This is a genomic window from Limnohabitans sp. 103DPR2 (assembly GCF_001412575.1).
Classification (GTDB): domain Bacteria; phylum Pseudomonadota; class Gammaproteobacteria; order Burkholderiales; family Burkholderiaceae_C; genus Limnohabitans_A.
This window is the reverse complement of record NZ_CP011834.1, coordinates 786,153-801,633: the sequence shown is the minus strand read 5'-3', so window position 1 is coordinate 801,633 and position 15,481 is coordinate 786,153. Positions and strand designations below refer to the sequence as shown.

Below are 15,481 nucleotides of genomic sequence, written 5' to 3'. Positions count from 1 at the left end.
TCCCAATGCTGCACGGATCTGTCCGTGCATAATGGACACAGTTTAAAAATTTGGGGTTTGATTATGCTTGACCGCGAAGGCTTTCGGCCTAACGTCGGCATCATTCTGCTCAACCAGAAAAATCAGGTGTTCTGGGGCAAGCGCATCCGGACTCACAGCTGGCAGTTTCCGCAAGGCGGCATTGATCGAGGCGAAAGCCCCGAGCAGGCCATGTTTCGAGAACTGCACGAAGAAGTGGGACTCCTGCCGGAGCATGTGCGCATCGTGGCCCGAACCCGAGATTGGTTGCGCTATGAAGTGCCGGATCGTTTCATCCGGCGCGATGCCAGGGGCCATTACAAGGGCCAAAAGCAAATTTGGTATTTACTCCAGCTGGTTGAACCCGACTGGAACATCAACTTGCGCGCCACCAGCCACCCCGAGTTTGACGCTTGGCGTTGGAATGACTTCTGGGTACCGCTCGATGTGGTGGTGGAGTTCAAACGGGGCGTCTATGAAATGGCCCTCACAGAGCTTTCCAGGTTCTTGCCACGCTACGACAACCGTGGGCGGTCTTACCGCGGCCCAGCCAGGCCCCGACAAGACAACTCAGAGGGCTCAACATCCAATTCGCCCAAGCACGAAGCGTCCTTAACGGTTCAATTTGGCTTCATGCAAACCCAAATTCGCATGGAGCTGCCACCGGGCGGCAGTTTTGACCCTGATCCCCAAAACAGCTTAAACAAACCGCCCTCAGACGGGCAATGAAAAAGGGGCTTCAAAGCCCCTTTTTTGTGAATGCTTGAATCGCTTAGCGCGTCAAGATCAGATTGTCACGGTGAACAAACTCAGGCTCTGCAATGTAGCCCAGCAAGCCTTCAAATTCGCTAGAGGGTTTGCGGCAAATTAAGCGGGCTTCTGCACTGGCGTAGTTGGCCAAACCACGGGCAATTTCCAAACCGCTCACATCGCGAATGGCAATGACGTCGCCGCGAGAAAAATCACCTTCCACCTGGGTCATGCCAATGGCCAATAAGCTTTTGCCTTCTGCCTGCAATTTAGAGGCAGCGCCTGGATCGACAGTGACAGCTCCGCGCAATTGCAAGTGGTCGGCCATCCATTGTTTGCGCGCTTGCTGCTTTTGGGTTTGCGCCACCAGCAAAGTGCCAATGGCTTCGCCTTTGCACAAGCGAATCAGCGCATCGGGTTCACGACCCCATGCAATGACGGTCGATGCGCCGGAACCCGCAGCACGCTTGGCCGCTAAAATTTTGGTGATCATGCCGCCACTGCCAATGCTGGAGCCCACACCACCGGCCATGGCCTCTAGCGCTGGGTCACCCGCACGCGCTTCGTGCACAAATTCAGCCGCAGGATTTTTGCGAGGATCGGCGGTGTACAAACCTTTTTGATCGGTCAGGATGACCAAGGCATCGGCTTCGACCAAGTTGGCCACCAGTGCACCCAAAGTGTCGTTGTCGCCAAACTTGATTTCATCGTTGACCACCGTGTCGTTTTCGTTGATCACAGGCAGCACTTTGTGTTGCAGCAATGTGAGCAAGGTGGAACGGGCGTTCAAATAACGTTCGCGATCGGCCAGGTCGGCATGCGTGAGCAAAACCTGCGCACTGCCTAAACCGTTTTGACGCAATTTGGTTTCGTACATTTGGGCCAAACCCATTTGCCCCACTGCCGCAGCAGCTTGCAAGGCATGAATTTCTTGCGGGCGAGTGGCCCATCCCAAACGCTTCATGCCTTCGGCAATGGCACCACTTGAAACCATGATGACTTCCCGGCCATCTTGCGCCAGCAAAGCCATTTGCCGGCACCATTCGCCAATGGCGGCTTCATCAAGACCGCGGCCTTCATTGGTGACCAAGCTGGAGCCAACCTTCACCACGATGCGGCACGCATCGCGCAGAACGGTGGACGAGAAGGGTTGACTCATGATTTTTAAAAGTGCAATAAGTTCCGTGGCAGCACGGACATCTCAATCCTTGGGAGGCTCTTCCACAAAGCGCGGGTCCACATAAACCGGCTCTTGCTCTTGCACCTGTTGGGCTTTGATGTGCTGGAAAATGGTCTTGATCAAAGGCTCACAACCTTCACGGGTGAGCGCAGAAATTTCAAACACAGGTCCTTTGTATTTGAAGCGCTTGATGAAATCTTTGACGCGGGCTTCGCGCTCATCTTCAGGCACCATGTCCAGCTTGTTGAGCACCAACCAACGTGGTTTGTCATACAAGGCTTTGTCGTATTTCTTGAGTTCGCCCACAATGGCTTTGGCCTGCGCTACTGGATCGACGGCTTCGTCAAACGGTGCAAAGTCAATGATGTGCAAGAGCAAACGCGTGCGCTGCAAATGGCGTAAGAACAAATGGCCCAATCCTGCGCCATCGGATGCGCCTTCAATGAGGCCTGGTACATCGGCCACCACAAAGCTTTGCTCGGGGCCCACACGGACCACACCTAAATTAGGATGCAAGGTGGTAAAGGGATAGTCGGCAATTTTGGGGCGCGCATTGGAGATAGCGGCAATCAGCGTGGACTTGCCCGCATTGGGCATGCCCAACAAACCGACATCGGCCAGCACCTTCAATTCGAGCTTCAGTTCTTTTTTCTCACCGGGCCAGCCAGGTGTTTTTTGCCGTGGTGCGCGGTTGATGGCGCTCTTAAAGCGCATGTTGCCAAATCCACCATCGCCGCCTTTGGCAATCATGATGACCTCGCCCGGCTTGAGCAACTCATACAACACCTCGCCGGTTTCGGCGTCAGTGATGATGGTGCCCACAGGCATTTTCAAAGTGACATCGTCACCCATGGCACCGAACATGTCGGAGCCCATGCCGTGTTGGCCACGCTTGGCCTCATGACGGCGTGAGTAACGGTAGTCCACCAAGGTGTTGAGGTTGGGGTCGGCCACAGCGAAGACGTGACCACCGCGGCCACCGTCGCCGCCATTGGGGCCGCCAAACTCTTTGTACTTCTCGTGCCGGAACGAGACGCAGCCGTTCCCGCCATCGCCCGCGGCGATGTCAATGTAGGCTTCGTCAACAAATTTCATGATCGATCCGGTTAGTATTCCAGTTTATCTTTTTAACGAGGAGCTCTGGAACAAAAAAGCCCCGACTCGGCGGGGCTCTTTGCGCAATGGCTGACGCTGTTTAGGCAGCAGTCACATTCACCATTTGCTTGTTCAGAGCACCCTTTGTGCCGAACGACACGTGGCCGTCAACCAAAGCGAACAATGTGTGGTCTTTGCCCACGCCAACATTGGTGCCAGCATGGAACTTGGTGCCACGTTGACGAACAATGATAGAGCCTGCGCTGATGAGTTCACCACCGAAAGCTTTCACGCCGAGCATTTTGGGCTTTGAATCGCGCCCGTTTCGCGTAGAGCCGCCGCCTTTTTTCTGTGCCATGACCTAAGCTCCTTAGCCTGCAATCGCACCGATTTGCAGTTCTGTGTACTGCTGACGGTGACCTTGACGTTTTTGATAGTGCTTGCGACGGCGCATCTTGAAGATGTGCACTTTGTCGTGCTTGCCGTGTGCCAACACAGTGGCTTTAACAGTGGCGCCGGACACCAGGGGCGTGCCAACCTTCAGATCTGCGCCGTTGCCGACTGCCAGAACCTGGTCGATCACGATTTCCTGGCCCACGTCCGCAGCAATCTGTTCTACTTTAATTTTTTCGCCAGCAGCAACACGATACTGTTTGCCGCCGGTTTTTATGACCGCGTACATAATGACCTCTTAATTGGAAGTTTCCTAGGACGAACCCTAAGGAACCGCGGATTTTAGCACGGACTTTTGGGACTTGCCAAGCCCCCTAGATCAGAAGCTGGCCTGTTCAGTCAAGTCAGGCTTTTTCGCTCTCTATAATCAGCTTGGAACCGGAAATTGGGGCTCAAACTCGGGAAAACCCGTGATTTACTTCATTCTGGCCCCAACACCCCGTCCTGACACCCTGTTGAGTGAAGCCATTTTGTCTACCACTGCGTCCTCTGAATCAGCCTCCCCAGCCTCCGCTTTGGCCCTGGTGGCCCAAGACATGGCCAAGGTCGATGAGGTCATTGCCGACCGCCTGAGCTCCGGTGTGCCATTGGTAGGTCAAGTGGCTCAGTACATTATTTCGGCTGGCGGCAAGCGATTGCGCCCAGTCATTTTGCTGCTCACGAGCGGCGCCTTGAATTACCAAGAACACCATAAGTACAGCCTGGCAGCCGTGGTGGAGTTCATCCATACCGCCACCTTGCTCCATGACGATGTGGTGGACGAGTCCACCCTGCGCCGCGGCAGGCCCACGGCCAATGAGCGCTTTGGCAACCCCGCCAGCGTGCTGGTGGGCGACTTTTTGTATTCGCGCGCCTTTCAAATGATGGTCGATGTCGGCAGCATGCGCATCATGCAAGTCTTGGCCGATGCCACCAATGTGATTGCGGAGGGCGAAGTGCTGCAATTGATGAACATGCACGACGCCTCCTTGGACGAAGAAGCCTATTTGCGCGTGATTCGCTCTAAAACCGCCAAATTGTTTGAAGCCAGCTCGCGCTTGGCCGCCATCTTGGCCCAAACATCGCCTCAACTCGAAGAGGCCTGTGCTGAATATGGCCAAGCCCTTGGCACCGCATTCCAAGTCATCGACGATGTGCTGGACTACGAGGGCAACGCGGCTGAAATGGGCAAGAACTTGGGCGATGACCTGCGGGAAGGCAAAGCCACTCTGCCCTTGATTTTGGCCATGCAACGCGGCACACCTGCTCAAAAAGAGTTGGTTCAAAAAGCCATTGAAACCGGCTCTGTGGACCAGTTGAGCCAAGTGATTGCCATTGTTCGCGAGACAGGCGCCTTGGATGGCAGCCGCCAAGCCGCCATGTCAGAAGCGCAGCGCGCCATCAACGCCGCACAACAATTGCCTGACGGCCCGTACAAAGAAGCCTTGATCGGGCTAGCGTCCCAACTGCTGGTGCGCCGAACCTGAGCTTTCGAGGTTCGCTTTAAGGCGCCACTTCACGCAAGAGTCGCATGCCCAGCAATGTGTAGCGGCTGTCTGGCGCATTGATGTTGCGATAACTGCAACGCGCATAAATGGGCCATGTGTGCCAAGACCCACCTCTTCGAACTTTGAGATGACCCGCGTCGGGGCCTTGCGGGTCGATGGCAGGTGAGGTCTTGTAGTAATTTTCTGCGTAATGGTCGCTCACCCATTCCCAGGCATTGCCGACCATGTCGTACAAACCAAAGGCATTGGGCGGGTAACTGGCCACTGGTGAGGTGAAGGCATGGCCGTCGTTGCCTGGCAAAGCTTTGTCTTGCCAGCGCTGCCAATGCGGGGTAGCCGCTGCGTCAAACAGATTGGCCCACTTCGTCAAGGTTTGCGGATCATTGCCATGTGGAAAACGCGTCTGCGTTCCAGCTTTACAGGCGTACTCCCATTCGGCCTCGGTAGGCAGTCGATACGTCACGCCTTCTTTTTGCGAAAGCCACTTGGCCATGGCCATGGCATCGTGCCAAGTGATGTTGACTACGGGGTGGTCGTTGGCTTGTTCAAAGCCTGGCGTTTTCCAACTGTAGGCCGGGTCTCTGCCTGCAAACGCATCGGCTTTTTCGGGTCGGTTGCGATCGTGCTGGACGCTGTAACCATAGCCACCGGTTTTGTCGCGAACAGATTCGGGCACGTACCCAGACAGGTTCAAAAACTGTTCAAACTGAGCCCGTGTGACTTCTGTTTGGCCGAGGTCAAATGCACGAGAAATTTTGACGAGGTGCAAAGGCATCTCATCCGACAGCTCGTCGAGTCGTTTGACTTCCAACTGAGGAAAGTCAGCTTGCAAGGACGCCACGGTCTCGTTGCTGCCCATCATGAATTCGCCAGCAGGAATGCGCACGAATTTCATGCCCACTGAATTGACACTGACAAGGGGTGACGCAGTTGGGGTGGACTGCGCCTGCGCCAGCAGTGACATGCCCCATGTCATTCCCAAAGTCACACTGAAGGCAAACAGTGAAGATTGCAAATAGGGTTGGCGTGTCATGGGAGTGTTGCCAGTAACTGTGCAAATCGGGCCAGGTCCACATTGCCGCCACTGATGATGACGCCCACGCGCTGACCTTTCAAGGAGGGTGCCGCCTGAATGGCGGCAGCCAAAGACAAACAGCCAGTGGGCTCGATCACCATCTTCATGCGCTCTGCATAAAAGCGCATGGCCGCAATCAACTGCGCATCGGTCACTGTGTGAATGTCATCGACCAAGGCTTTGATGATTTCAAAGGTGATGGCGCCCACCATCGGGGTTTGAGCGCCATCCGCAATGGTGATCGGCGTTGGAATTTTGACGCGCTCACCTTTGCGAAAAGATTGTTGGGTGTCATTGCCTGCCTCGGGTTCGACACCGTAAATTTTGCACAAGGGTGAGCGCGCTCTGGTCGCCAAGGCGCTGCCACTGAGCAAGCCACCGCCCCCTAGGCACACAAACAAAGCATCGAGCTCGCCCACTTCGTCAAACAACTCCAAGGCTGCCGTGCCCTGCCCTGCCAACACATCGGCGTGGTCAAAGGGTGGAATGAAGGTGAGGCCTTTTTCTTGTGCCAATTGCATTGCTTTGGCGCTGGCATCTTCTGAATAGCGATCGTAACCAATGACCGTAGCGCCATAGCCTTGGGTGGCCGCCAGCTTGGCAGGCGACGCATCATGCGGCATGAAGATGGTGGCTGGGATGTTCAGGATACGGGCAGACAAGGCCACCGCTTGGGCATGATTGCCTGAGGAATAAGCCACCACGCCGGCTTTGCGCTGCACCTCGTTGAGTTTGGCCAAAGCATTGAAGCCCCCTCGAAACTTGAAGGCCCCCATGCGCTGAAAGTTTTCACATTTGATGAAAACCTTGGCTTGTAGCTGTTCATTCAGGGTACTGGACTGCAAAACAGGTGTCTTGTGCGCAATGCCTTCTAGCCGCGCAGCGGCAGCGATTACATCGTCAAAGGTAGGCAAAGCTTGCGGCATGAGATTTACTCGATTGAACCCAAAATTGATAACACCGCCCTTCACGTACGAACATGTGTTGCAGGCCTTGTAATGTGCAGGGCTCTTAAGTGCGCATGGCAGAGGTCATGAGCTTACCAAGCTTGTCAAAATAATCGATGCTCATTTGGGTGGGCACCAAAAATTTGATTTTTTGATTCTGCTCGGTTTGCTGCACTTGGATGAGTCCTGCCTTCAGCAAAATGCCAATACGGCGATGGATGGTGGCGGGGCTGGCAATGTCACTCAGCTCCATGGTTTGGGTGACCACCAAGGGTTGACCTTGTGCGCTTCGGATGGCAATGGCTTCCAACAATTTTTTGCCCACATCGTCGATGCCAGAAAGATCAATGTTGGATTTACGCAATGCTTCCGCCAACACCAAGTAGCGCAGGTAAATTTGATTCATGATGGGTTGCTCTGGTTGTAGGGGAAGATGACGAAAAAACTGCTTAGGAATCCGAACCTGATGGTGGCTTTGCCGTGCTTTGTAACAGCAGCTTGAAAATCATCAAGACAAGCCAAGTGCCAGCCAAGTTGCTCATGGCCATCACCCCAAAACTCATCGGAAAATGTTCAGTCAATCCTTGGGAGAAAAACCAAATTTGATGCAAAAGCGCGCTAAGGGTAGCGAAAAGCATGGATATTTTCAACAGGGTTAGCGGGGAAACAACTTTAAATTCCGGATCCAGATCCAAAAATTTGATGCTCAGCATGCGGGCAATGACAGGTGACAGGCCAGCAATCACACCAGTGATCAATGCGAATTCAATCCCCAAGTCGGGATGATCTTGAAAGTTCCAAAGCATGCCGCCCACGGCAATGCCAACCGCGCCCGATTCAAGCGCCAACAAAACCAAAATGAAACGGATGCCACTTGGAAAAAAGACCCAATGCACATCGAAAGAAAACTCCGTCTGCCCCCAGATCAGCTCATTGAACCAAAGCGACGCGTAATACAAAACTGCCGAGACGGCAATGACCAAGATTTTTTTGGGAAAGCTCATGTGGGTGAATGGGCGATGCGCTCGTACAACAAGTTGCCATACTGCTCGACCAGTGCAACGGGCTCAACAGGCGGGTTGGTGTCCATATTGGCAGGAGGATAAAACCATTCCAGCATGGCATTGTTGTCGAGTCTTGCCCTAGAAATCAATTGCGTGGTGACCAAAAAGCGTCTGGCCACCACCACCCAAGGTACTGGTACGCCCAGTTTCACCTCGAGGTTTTGAGTAGCCGCGTCGATGATGACGTTGCCTGCACGACAAACGACATGGCCGTTCCACTCACTGCTTGGCTCTTGCTGGTCCAAAAATCCAACCACGTAGTTTTGCGTTTGATTGGTATACCAAAGCTGGCAGGACATCAACTCGTTGCCAATGCCAAATTTATCCAAGACATGTTTGGATATGCGCGACGTTAAAGAGCAAAAAGTTCTGAGATCTGCAGGCACGACGTCATAGTAAGCCAAACGAAGTTTGTCCACGATGCGATTTTCGGCTTCAGTCAAAATGTGCACGAGCAATATGCTTATTGAATGTATAAGCATATTATTATAATCGTGCCAACAATCCTCTGGTAAATCTTTACAGAAACTTTAGCTATCAGGGCCCTATTTCACTTGCGCCAAGCATTGTTGCTTCATGTCATGCGACTTGATGCTGTGACAATAACTTTGCTGGGCCATGACATTGGCCAGGCACATGTTCTTGGTGTCGTGGTCCTTGACCGAATAGCAGTAAGAATTTTGTTTTTTGGACATGGCCAAACACACATTTTTTCTGTCTGGGTCGTGAATGGAAAAACATGCCGCATCATTGGCCCATGCCGTTTGAATCACAAATTGACCCAGTCCCAAGAACAAATAAATCAAGATTTTCATGGTGAACTCCAATTGATTGGCATCAGCAGGATGATTCCACAAGCCAATTGGGTTGACAATGAGGTCTTGCTAGCGGCCACCCCTTTCAATTTGAGTTACAGGAGCATTCATGTCTGAGATTCGTCCCACGCAAAGTCGTCCTGAGCCACAACGCATTCAACAAGAACGACCTGCCAAGGCTGAGAATCACCCGCATCATGAACAGATGCAGCGGGTTGAAGCCAAACGCGAGGTGGTCAAACATGAAGCGGCCAACCCCAAACTCAAAGGTGGGAATGTGGACATCACGGTCTGATTGATTCACCCGGCCCAACAGATTGCGGTCATCGCCGCCATGCGCATGATTTAAACTCGCTGCTTCAACATCCAGCAAGAAAGTAGACCTCTATGGGCGCGCAGTGGAAAGCAAAAGGCAAGGCACAAGCCGCAGATGCCAGAGGCAAATTGTTTGGTCGCTTGGCCAAAGACATCATGATGGCCGCCAAAAGTGGCGCCGATCCAGCCGCCAATTCCCGCCTGCGCTTGGTTGTTGAGCAAGCACGTAAGGTCTCCATGCCCAAAGACACCTTAGAACGTGCCATCAAAAAAGGCGCTGGTTTGTTGGGTGACCCCGTCAATTTTGAACGCGTCATTTACGAAGGCTTTGCACCGCATCAAGTACCTGTCATGGTGGAGGCCCTCACAGACAACTTGAACCGCACAGCCTCCGAAGTTCGGGTGCTGTTTCGCAAAGGTCAATTGGGCACCTCCGGTTCCGTGTCATGGGATTTTGACCATGTGGGCATGATTGAAGCTGAGCCTGCCAAGTCAGATGCCGACGCAGAACTCGCCGCCATCGAGGCAGGCGCCCAAGATTTTGAAGCAGCTGATGAGGATGGCGTGACCGTGTTCATCACGGATCCCAGCGATTTGGACTTGGTCAGCAAAGCACTGCCAGACCATGGCTTTACCGTGCTGTCGAATAAATTGGGCTACAAGCCCAAGAACCCGGTCAATCCAGCCAACCTGTCGGCTGAGCAACTTGAAGAAGTTGAAAACTTCTTAGCGGCCATTGACGGCAACGACGATGTGCAAAACGTTTTTGTGGGCTTGTCTAACTGAGCTTCACAAGCACCGCTGACACTTGAATCTTGCAGGGCTCAGTGCGCTGCAGGTTTGGGTTTGTCAGCGCCAACGGCTTTTTGCAAGCACACAATTTTGGCTGGCTTTTCTTTGTACTCAAATTTGGGGCAAGCATCCGGGTTGCTGTTTTTCCCGACGGGTTGAGGTAAAGAATCGGGCGTTGTTTTGGGGCGAGTGATTTTCTCGGGCACCACAGAACGCTCCGGTTTTTTCTTGTCATCCGCTTTAGGTGCATCACTGGCAAAAGCGTTGAATGCCAACAGCATGGCCAAAATCACTGCAAATTTCATGAAGTCCTCGTAGATCGACGGCGCTCTGTGCATGCCGCAATGAACCGCATTGTGAATCTATTTTGCCTCAGCGTCACCTGCGCCAAGTAGCTTTTTGAAGAGGCTGGTCAATGACGTGGGTAATCTCGCAACACTTACCGTACCATGCACACTCAGAAATGACTTGTCTTTGAGGAACTTCAAATGCAAAACACCCCCGACAACCTGTTGCCAGACAGTTGGCACAAGTACTTTGCCATCCAAGCCAACAACACCGCTTGGACATTGTCAGAGTCTTTGGCTGACATCAGCCTGAACACTGAAATTTTGGACACCGCCCATGCATCGGCATGGCATTGGCGAGTGGTTGGCAAAGAAATCAACCACATGCGCAGCGTGATGCTACTGGCGCTGGTGCATGCACGCATGAACATGGGACCCAGTGCATGGGCTTATGCAGAACGCATGCGCATGTATTTCACTGAAAAAGCCGACACGCCAGATTGGGAATTGGCATTCACGCACACTGTGCATGCTTTGGCAGCTCTTGCTTTCGGCAAGACACCTGAATTCAAAGCTTCCAGGCAAGCCGCATTTCAGAGTCTCCAAAAAATTCAAGACAAAGCAGATCGCGAAGTCGTGATGAAAACATTTCAACTGATTTCCCAAGATTAAAGAAACACCATGTCCAACAAAGAAATGAAAGGCGCAGCGTATTGGGACGATCGCTTCCAAGCGCCCGCATATGCTTATGGCGAAGCGCCCAACGATTTCCTGCAATGGGCTGCGCCTCAAGTCAAACTCGGCAAAGCTGTTTCTTTGTGCGAGGGCGAAGGCCGAAATGCAGTGTTCTTGGCCAAGATGGGTTTTGAAGTCACTGCCGTCGATTTCTCGCGCGTGGGTTTGAACAAGGCCAAAGCATTGGCCGACCTGCACAAAGTCACCCTGAACTACGAAGTCGCAGACATGAAAGACTTTGAGCTAGAAAATAATGCATGGGACTTGGTGGTGAGCGTCTTTGCACAACCTGATGCAGACATCCGCCAGCGGCTTTATGCACGTTTGGGCCAGTCATTGAAACCGGGCGGCGCTTTCATCCTAGAGTCCAAGGTGAACGGCGAAAGCACTGCAGCTAACCGCTATCCAGGTGTAGACACACTCATCCAGGACATACAGCCTTTGAAAGTGGCATTTTCTAAACAAGGTGAGCGTGAGTTAAATGAAGGCAGTTATCACGTCGGCCTTCACACCACCGCACAAATTCTTGCATTTAAAAACGCTTAGGTTTTTCAAGTCCATTTGCGCGCATCATGACCTGCCCGGACATGATGAAATGATTTGCAGATGGACAACACTCTTTCCCATCCCCAACCGGCTGCAGTTGAAGCCCCTGTGGTTCATTATTTGCAGCAGACATGGGAAACAGCAGCCCAACTGCGCGCCTCCGATCTTCACTTCGAACCTTTCGAGAATTTTTACCGAGTCCGTTTGCGCATCGATGGCGTGTTGCAAGAAATTCCGCCACCCCCCTACGAATTCAAAGACCAAATTGCCTCCCGCATCAAGGTGCTGGCCAAGTTAGACATTGCAGAAAAAAGATTGCCACAAGATGGGCGCATGACAATCGGTTTGCGCAATTTGCAACGCTTGAATTTAAGGGTCAGCACACTGCCTACTTTGTTTGGCGAGAAGTTGGTGGTTCGGGTCTTAGCCACCGACATGGCGCAACTGCATCTTGACCATTTGGGCTATGGTCCCCAGGAAAAGCAGCGCATGCTAGAGGCCATCCACAAAACACAAGGCCTCATTTTGGTCACGGGCCCCACAGGCTCGGGCAAGTCGCAATCACTTTATGCCTGCCTGCACCTTTTGAACCGGCCCGAAATCAACATCGCCACTGTCGAAGACCCCTCCGAAATTCAGCTGAATGGCGTCAACCAAGTCAATGTCAAAGAACAAATTGGGCTGAACTTTGCCAGTTCACTCAAAGCCTTCCTCCGACAAGATCCCGACGTCATCATGCTTGGCGAAATCAGAGACCCTGAAACAGCCGACATCGCCATCAAGGCTTCACAAACAGGTCATTTGGTCATGTCCACGTTGCACACCAATGATGCCGCAGGCGCACTGGTTCGTCTTCGCAACATGGGCGTGGCGTCCTACAACTTGGCCGCCAGCATCAGCCTCATTTCTGCGCAAAGGCTGATTCGGCGTTTGTGTTTGCATTGCCGAAAACCCATGCATGTCTCGCTTCAAGCCCTGCGCGAATTGGGCCTGCAAACGTCCTTTCAAGACTTGCCGTTTGAACCTGTCTTTTTCAGTGCGCAGGGTTGTTCGCAATGTCACAAAGGCTATTGGGGACGCATTGGCTTGTTTGAAGTCATGCCCATGAGCCCCAGTTTGCGGCAATGCGTTGAAAATGACAGCAGCCATGTTCAATTGGCAACGCAAGCGTACAAAGAAGGCGTCCACTCGCTTCGACATGCAGGTTTAATTCAAGCCGCCATGGGCATCACATCGATGGCCGAAGTGCTCACGCAAACTGAGTGCATGGCATGAGCACCCCAGCAGCCATGGCACGCGCCTTAGAAAGGCGAAGGCCTAGCGCACACGTTTCTTTGCACCGCATTTCCGCCAAAACTTTGACTGTCTTCACCCGGCAATGGTCGGCCTTGATGAGTGCTGGCATTCCTTTGGTACAGGCCTTTCAATTGCTAGGACAAAGTGCTGTGGGGTCGCGCAAAACAAGGCAATCCTTGGGGCAAATATTGCAACAGTTACAGCAAGATGTCAGCGCAGGCTCTGCTTTGCATGTCGCTTTTCAAAAACATCCGCACACCTTCAACAGTTTGTATTGCAGCCTGCTCCAAGCCGGTGAGTCGGCAGGTATTTTGGACACGCTCTTGGTCCGCTTGGCGAATACCTTGGAGGCCCATGCGCAATTGAAGGCCAAAGTTCAACACGCGCTGATTTACCCTGCCTGCATTTTGCTGGTGGCCTGCGGCGTTTTAACCGTCATCTTGATTTGGGTGGTCCCTCTGTTTGAAGCGGTGTTCCAAAGCATGGGCGCTGCCTTGCCACAGGCTACACAGCAGTTGATCCAAGTTAGCCGCTGGGTCTCGCAATGGGGACTGCCTTGCTTGGCTTTGTTAACCTGCGCAGCAATCGGCTTGCACCGCGGGTATCGCCGTTCGCTAACCGTGAGGTTGGGTTGGGAATCGGCCACAAGCGCTTTGCCACTCATGGGTCCACTCATGCAAAGTCATCGCTCAGCCAAATGGGCATTGACACTTTCGGCCTTGCTGGAAGCAGGCATTCCCATCTCTGAAGCTTTGCAGCCGGCTGCAGCCGCATCGGGATCCGCGCTACTTCAAGCGCACACTGCAAAGTTGATGCAGCACATTCAAGAGGGTAGCGGTTTGAACGTCGCCATGTCAAAATCAAAACTGTTTCCACCTGTGCTGATCCAAATGTGCGCCATCGGAGAAGAAACGGGTTCTTTGGCGGCCATGCTCGAAAAAGCCGCACAGCTCTTGATGGCCGATTTGAACCAACACATCGCTCAACTCACCACCCTGTTAGAACCCTTGCTCATGGTTTTTCTGGGTGGGCTCATTGGCGGCATGATGGTGGCTTTGTATTTGCCCATTTTCAATTTAGGACAAGTCTTTTGATGCCCGCTTCGCAATGGCCCAATTTACTGGCACCGCCCGGCGCCATGGGCTGGGTGTTGCCGCAATTTGAGCAGGTCAGTCACTTGCAAGTGCTGGTATTTGCCGCGCTGGGACTCATCATTGGCAGCTTTGTGAATGTGCTGATTCACCGCTTGCCGCTCATGATCTTGGGCAACGATCTGTCCACCCACATGCCAACTGAGCTGTCCTCAGACGCGTCCAAAGCTTCGGCTGCAGAAACCAACTTCAACCTCAGCACACCGCCGTCACATTGCCCGCTCTGTCAGCATCGTTTGCATGGGTACGAACTTATCCCGGTGCTGTCATTTGTGATTTCCTTAGGTCGCTGCCGGCATTGCAATGGCCGTATTGCTTGGCGCTATCCGCTCATTGAGATCACCACCAGTCTGCTGTTCACCTTGTGCTTGTTTCAATTTGGTTGGACGTTCCAAGCACTGATGGCTTGCTTTTTCACCGCAGCCCTGCTGGCACTGGCCTGGATCGATGCAGAAACCTTTCTGCTGCCCGACGTCATCACGCAGGCCCTCTTGTGGGTCGGCCTCATTGGCAGTGCCATGTCACTCACCCCCACGCCCCTCATCCAGGCGCTTTCGGGTGCCGTGCTGGGTTACGGCATGTTGTGGGCTGTGGGCTGGGCTTTTGCAGCTTGGCGTGGCAAAGAAGGCCTGGGCCAAGGCGACCTCAAGCTTTTGGCCGCACTGGGTGCATGGGTCGGCATTTGGAGCTTGTTGCCTGTGCTCTTGCTGGCTTCGGTTTCTGGACTGATTTTTGGGGTCATCCAAAAAATGCGGGGGCAACTGGGTGACAATGGGCACTTCGCTTTTGGACCCTTTTTAGCCCTGTCTGGATTCGCATGTTTCTTTCTAGGAATTTCCATGGGAGTGTGAGCCTTTGATGCGTCAGCCTGTTCGACTGGGGCTCACGGGGGGCATTGGCAGCGGCAAAAGCACCGTGGCCGCATTCATGGCGCAAGCAGGTGCCGCCGTGATGGACGCAGATGCCATCTCTCGCGCCCTGACACAAGCCGGTGGCCAGGCCATTCCCGCCATCTTGGCTCAATTTGGCGAAACCCTCATCACGCCAGAAGGCGCTATGAACCGAGACGCCATGCGGGCCTTGGTTTTCTCCAACCCCCAGACCAAACGCCAGCTCGAAGCCATCATCCATCCTTTGGTTGCGCAAGCTTTGCAAGCCCAAACGCAAGCTGCCATAGAAGCTGGCAAAAAATGCCTGGTATTCGATGTGCCTTTGCTGGTCGAGTCGGGTGAGCGCTGGCGGCGCCAAGTGGACTGGGTCTGTGTGGTCGATTGCCAAACCGATACCCAAATTCAGCGCGTGATGGCCCGCAACCAACTGTCACAGCCGGAGATTGAAGCCATCATGGCGCAGCAGGCAAGCCGCGCAAAGCGTCTGGCCAGTGCCGATGGCGTCATCTACAACGATGGGCTTGATTTAGACCAACTCCAGACGGCCGTGCATGAAATGATGGCCCGCTTCGGGCTATGATCTTG

21 protein-coding genes are annotated in these 15,481 nt (G+C 53.3%); 10 read left to right on the top strand and 11 right to left on the bottom strand.

The genetic code is table 11. The features are described 5' to 3' along the window. The first annotated feature begins 63 nt into the window (after nt 1–63). Nucleotides 64–747: an RNA pyrophosphohydrolase gene (locus L103DPR2_RS03915; RefSeq protein WP_055359844.1), complete on the top strand. Its 684-nt coding sequence runs from the start codon at nt 64–66 to the stop codon at nt 745–747. A gap of 43 nt (nt 748–790) precedes the next feature. On the opposite strand, the gene proB is transcribed toward L103DPR2_RS03915, so the two are convergent. The 4 genes from proB to rplU all read right to left on the bottom strand — a co-directional run bounded on the left by proB (nt 791) and on the right by rplU (nt 3,725). Further along, nucleotides 791–1,927, bottom strand: coding sequence for a glutamate 5-kinase (proB, locus tag L103DPR2_RS03910; RefSeq protein WP_055359843.1), 1,137 nt, complete (start codon nt 1,925–1,927; stop codon nt 791–793). A gap of 42 nt (nt 1,928–1,969) precedes the next feature. Beyond that, a complete protein-coding gene (gene cgtA, locus L103DPR2_RS03905) occupies nt 1,970–3,043 on the bottom strand; it encodes an Obg family GTPase CgtA (protein WP_055359842.1) in 1,074 nt (357 codons plus the stop codon). Between the two features lie 100 nt (nt 3,044–3,143). After that, nucleotides 3,144–3,401: a 50S ribosomal protein L27 gene (gene rpmA, locus L103DPR2_RS03900; protein ID WP_055359841.1), complete on the bottom strand. Its 258-nt coding sequence runs from the start codon at nt 3,399–3,401 to the stop codon at nt 3,144–3,146. A gap of 12 nt (nt 3,402–3,413) precedes the next feature. Then, the gene (gene rplU, locus L103DPR2_RS03895) at nt 3,414–3,725 is read right to left on the bottom strand and encodes a 50S ribosomal protein L21 (RefSeq protein WP_055359840.1); all 312 of its coding nucleotides are present in this window, start codon (nt 3,723–3,725) and stop codon (nt 3,414–3,416) included. 307 nt (nt 3,726–4,032) lie between these two features. On the opposite strand from rplU, the gene L103DPR2_RS03890 reads away from it, so the two are divergent. Further along, complete coding sequence (locus L103DPR2_RS03890; protein WP_055361830.1) at nt 4,033–4,962, top strand: polyprenyl synthetase family protein; 930 nt, start codon at nt 4,033–4,035, stop codon at nt 4,960–4,962. 16 nt (nt 4,963–4,978) lie between these two features. On the opposite strand, the gene L103DPR2_RS03885 is transcribed toward L103DPR2_RS03890, so the two are convergent. The 6 genes from L103DPR2_RS03885 to L103DPR2_RS03860 form a co-directional block, all read right to left on the bottom strand. Next, nucleotides 4,979–5,959 carry a formylglycine-generating enzyme family protein gene (locus L103DPR2_RS03885; RefSeq protein WP_082466853.1) on the bottom strand — a complete coding sequence of 327 codons (981 nt, stop codon included), beginning with the start codon at nt 5,957–5,959 and terminating at the stop codon, nt 4,979–4,981. Between the two features lie 53 nt (nt 5,960–6,012). Then, nucleotides 6,013–6,984 (bottom strand): threo-3-hydroxy-L-aspartate ammonia-lyase, encoded by a 972-nt coding sequence (locus tag L103DPR2_RS03880; protein WP_055359838.1) that lies wholly within the window; start codon nt 6,982–6,984, stop codon nt 6,013–6,015. Between the two features lie 85 nt (nt 6,985–7,069). Next, a complete protein-coding gene (locus L103DPR2_RS03875; protein WP_055359837.1) occupies nt 7,070–7,411 on the bottom strand; it encodes a hypothetical protein in 342 nt (113 codons plus the stop codon). Between the two features lie 43 nt (nt 7,412–7,454). Then, nucleotides 7,455–7,853, bottom strand: coding sequence for a hypothetical protein (locus tag L103DPR2_RS03870; protein ID WP_156339853.1), 399 nt, complete (start codon nt 7,851–7,853; stop codon nt 7,455–7,457). Between the two features lie 152 nt (nt 7,854–8,005). After that, the gene (locus tag L103DPR2_RS03865; protein ID WP_156339852.1) at nt 8,006–8,488 is read right to left on the bottom strand and encodes a hypothetical protein; all 483 of its coding nucleotides are present in this window, start codon (nt 8,486–8,488) and stop codon (nt 8,006–8,008) included. A 126-nt stretch (nt 8,489–8,614) separates the two neighbouring features. Further along, nucleotides 8,615–8,884, bottom strand: coding sequence for a hypothetical protein (locus tag L103DPR2_RS03860; RefSeq protein ID WP_146179244.1), 270 nt, complete (start codon nt 8,882–8,884; stop codon nt 8,615–8,617). Between the two features lie 109 nt (nt 8,885–8,993). Here L103DPR2_RS03860 and L103DPR2_RS03855 point away from each other — a divergent pair, with 109 nt between their 5' ends. Next, complete coding sequence (locus L103DPR2_RS03855; RefSeq protein WP_055359833.1) at nt 8,994–9,179, top strand: hypothetical protein; 186 nt, start codon at nt 8,994–8,996, stop codon at nt 9,177–9,179. A gap of 92 nt (nt 9,180–9,271) precedes the next feature. Beyond that, on the top strand, nt 9,272–9,985 hold the full coding sequence (locus tag L103DPR2_RS03850; RefSeq protein WP_055359832.1) for a YebC/PmpR family DNA-binding transcriptional regulator: 714 nt from the start codon (nt 9,272–9,274) through the stop codon (nt 9,983–9,985). A 38-nt stretch (nt 9,986–10,023) separates the two neighbouring features. Here the strand turns inward: L103DPR2_RS03850 and L103DPR2_RS03845 are convergent, their stop codons facing one another. Next, nucleotides 10,024–10,296 carry a hypothetical protein gene (locus L103DPR2_RS03845; RefSeq protein ID WP_156339851.1) on the bottom strand — a complete coding sequence of 91 codons (273 nt, stop codon included), beginning with the start codon at nt 10,294–10,296 and terminating at the stop codon, nt 10,024–10,026. 183 nt (nt 10,297–10,479) lie between these two features. On the opposite strand from L103DPR2_RS03845, the gene L103DPR2_RS03840 reads away from it, so the two are divergent. The 6 genes from L103DPR2_RS03840 to coaE are packed head-to-tail and all read left to right on the top strand — an operon-like array spanning nt 10,480 to nt 15,476. Next, entirely contained in the window at nt 10,480–10,950 is a 471-nt protein-coding gene (locus L103DPR2_RS03840; RefSeq protein ID WP_055359830.1) for a hypothetical protein, read from the top strand. Between the two features lie 9 nt (nt 10,951–10,959). Beyond that, on the top strand, nt 10,960–11,559 hold the full coding sequence (locus tag L103DPR2_RS03835) for a class I SAM-dependent methyltransferase (protein ID WP_055359829.1): 600 nt from the start codon (nt 10,960–10,962) through the stop codon (nt 11,557–11,559). A 60-nt stretch (nt 11,560–11,619) separates the two neighbouring features. Next, the gene (locus L103DPR2_RS03830; RefSeq protein ID WP_055359828.1) at nt 11,620–12,834 is read left to right on the top strand and encodes a GspE/PulE family protein; all 1,215 of its coding nucleotides are present in this window, start codon (nt 11,620–11,622) and stop codon (nt 12,832–12,834) included. Continuing rightward, nucleotides 12,831–13,949 carry a type II secretion system F family protein gene (locus L103DPR2_RS03825; RefSeq protein ID WP_055359827.1) on the top strand — a complete coding sequence of 373 codons (1,119 nt, stop codon included), beginning with the start codon at nt 12,831–12,833 and terminating at the stop codon, nt 13,947–13,949. The genes L103DPR2_RS03830 and L103DPR2_RS03825 overlap by 4 nt, the downstream gene beginning before the upstream one ends. Continuing rightward, entirely contained in the window at nt 13,949–14,857 is a 909-nt protein-coding gene (locus L103DPR2_RS03820; protein WP_231717677.1) for a prepilin peptidase, read from the top strand. Before L103DPR2_RS03825 ends, L103DPR2_RS03820 begins: the two co-directional genes overlap by 1 nt. Nucleotides 14,858–14,864: 7 nt before the next feature. Further along, nucleotides 14,865–15,476 (top strand): dephospho-CoA kinase, encoded by a 612-nt coding sequence (coaE, locus tag L103DPR2_RS03815; protein WP_055359826.1) that lies wholly within the window; start codon nt 14,865–14,867, stop codon nt 15,474–15,476. Nucleotides 15,477–15,481: the final 5 nt, after the last annotated feature.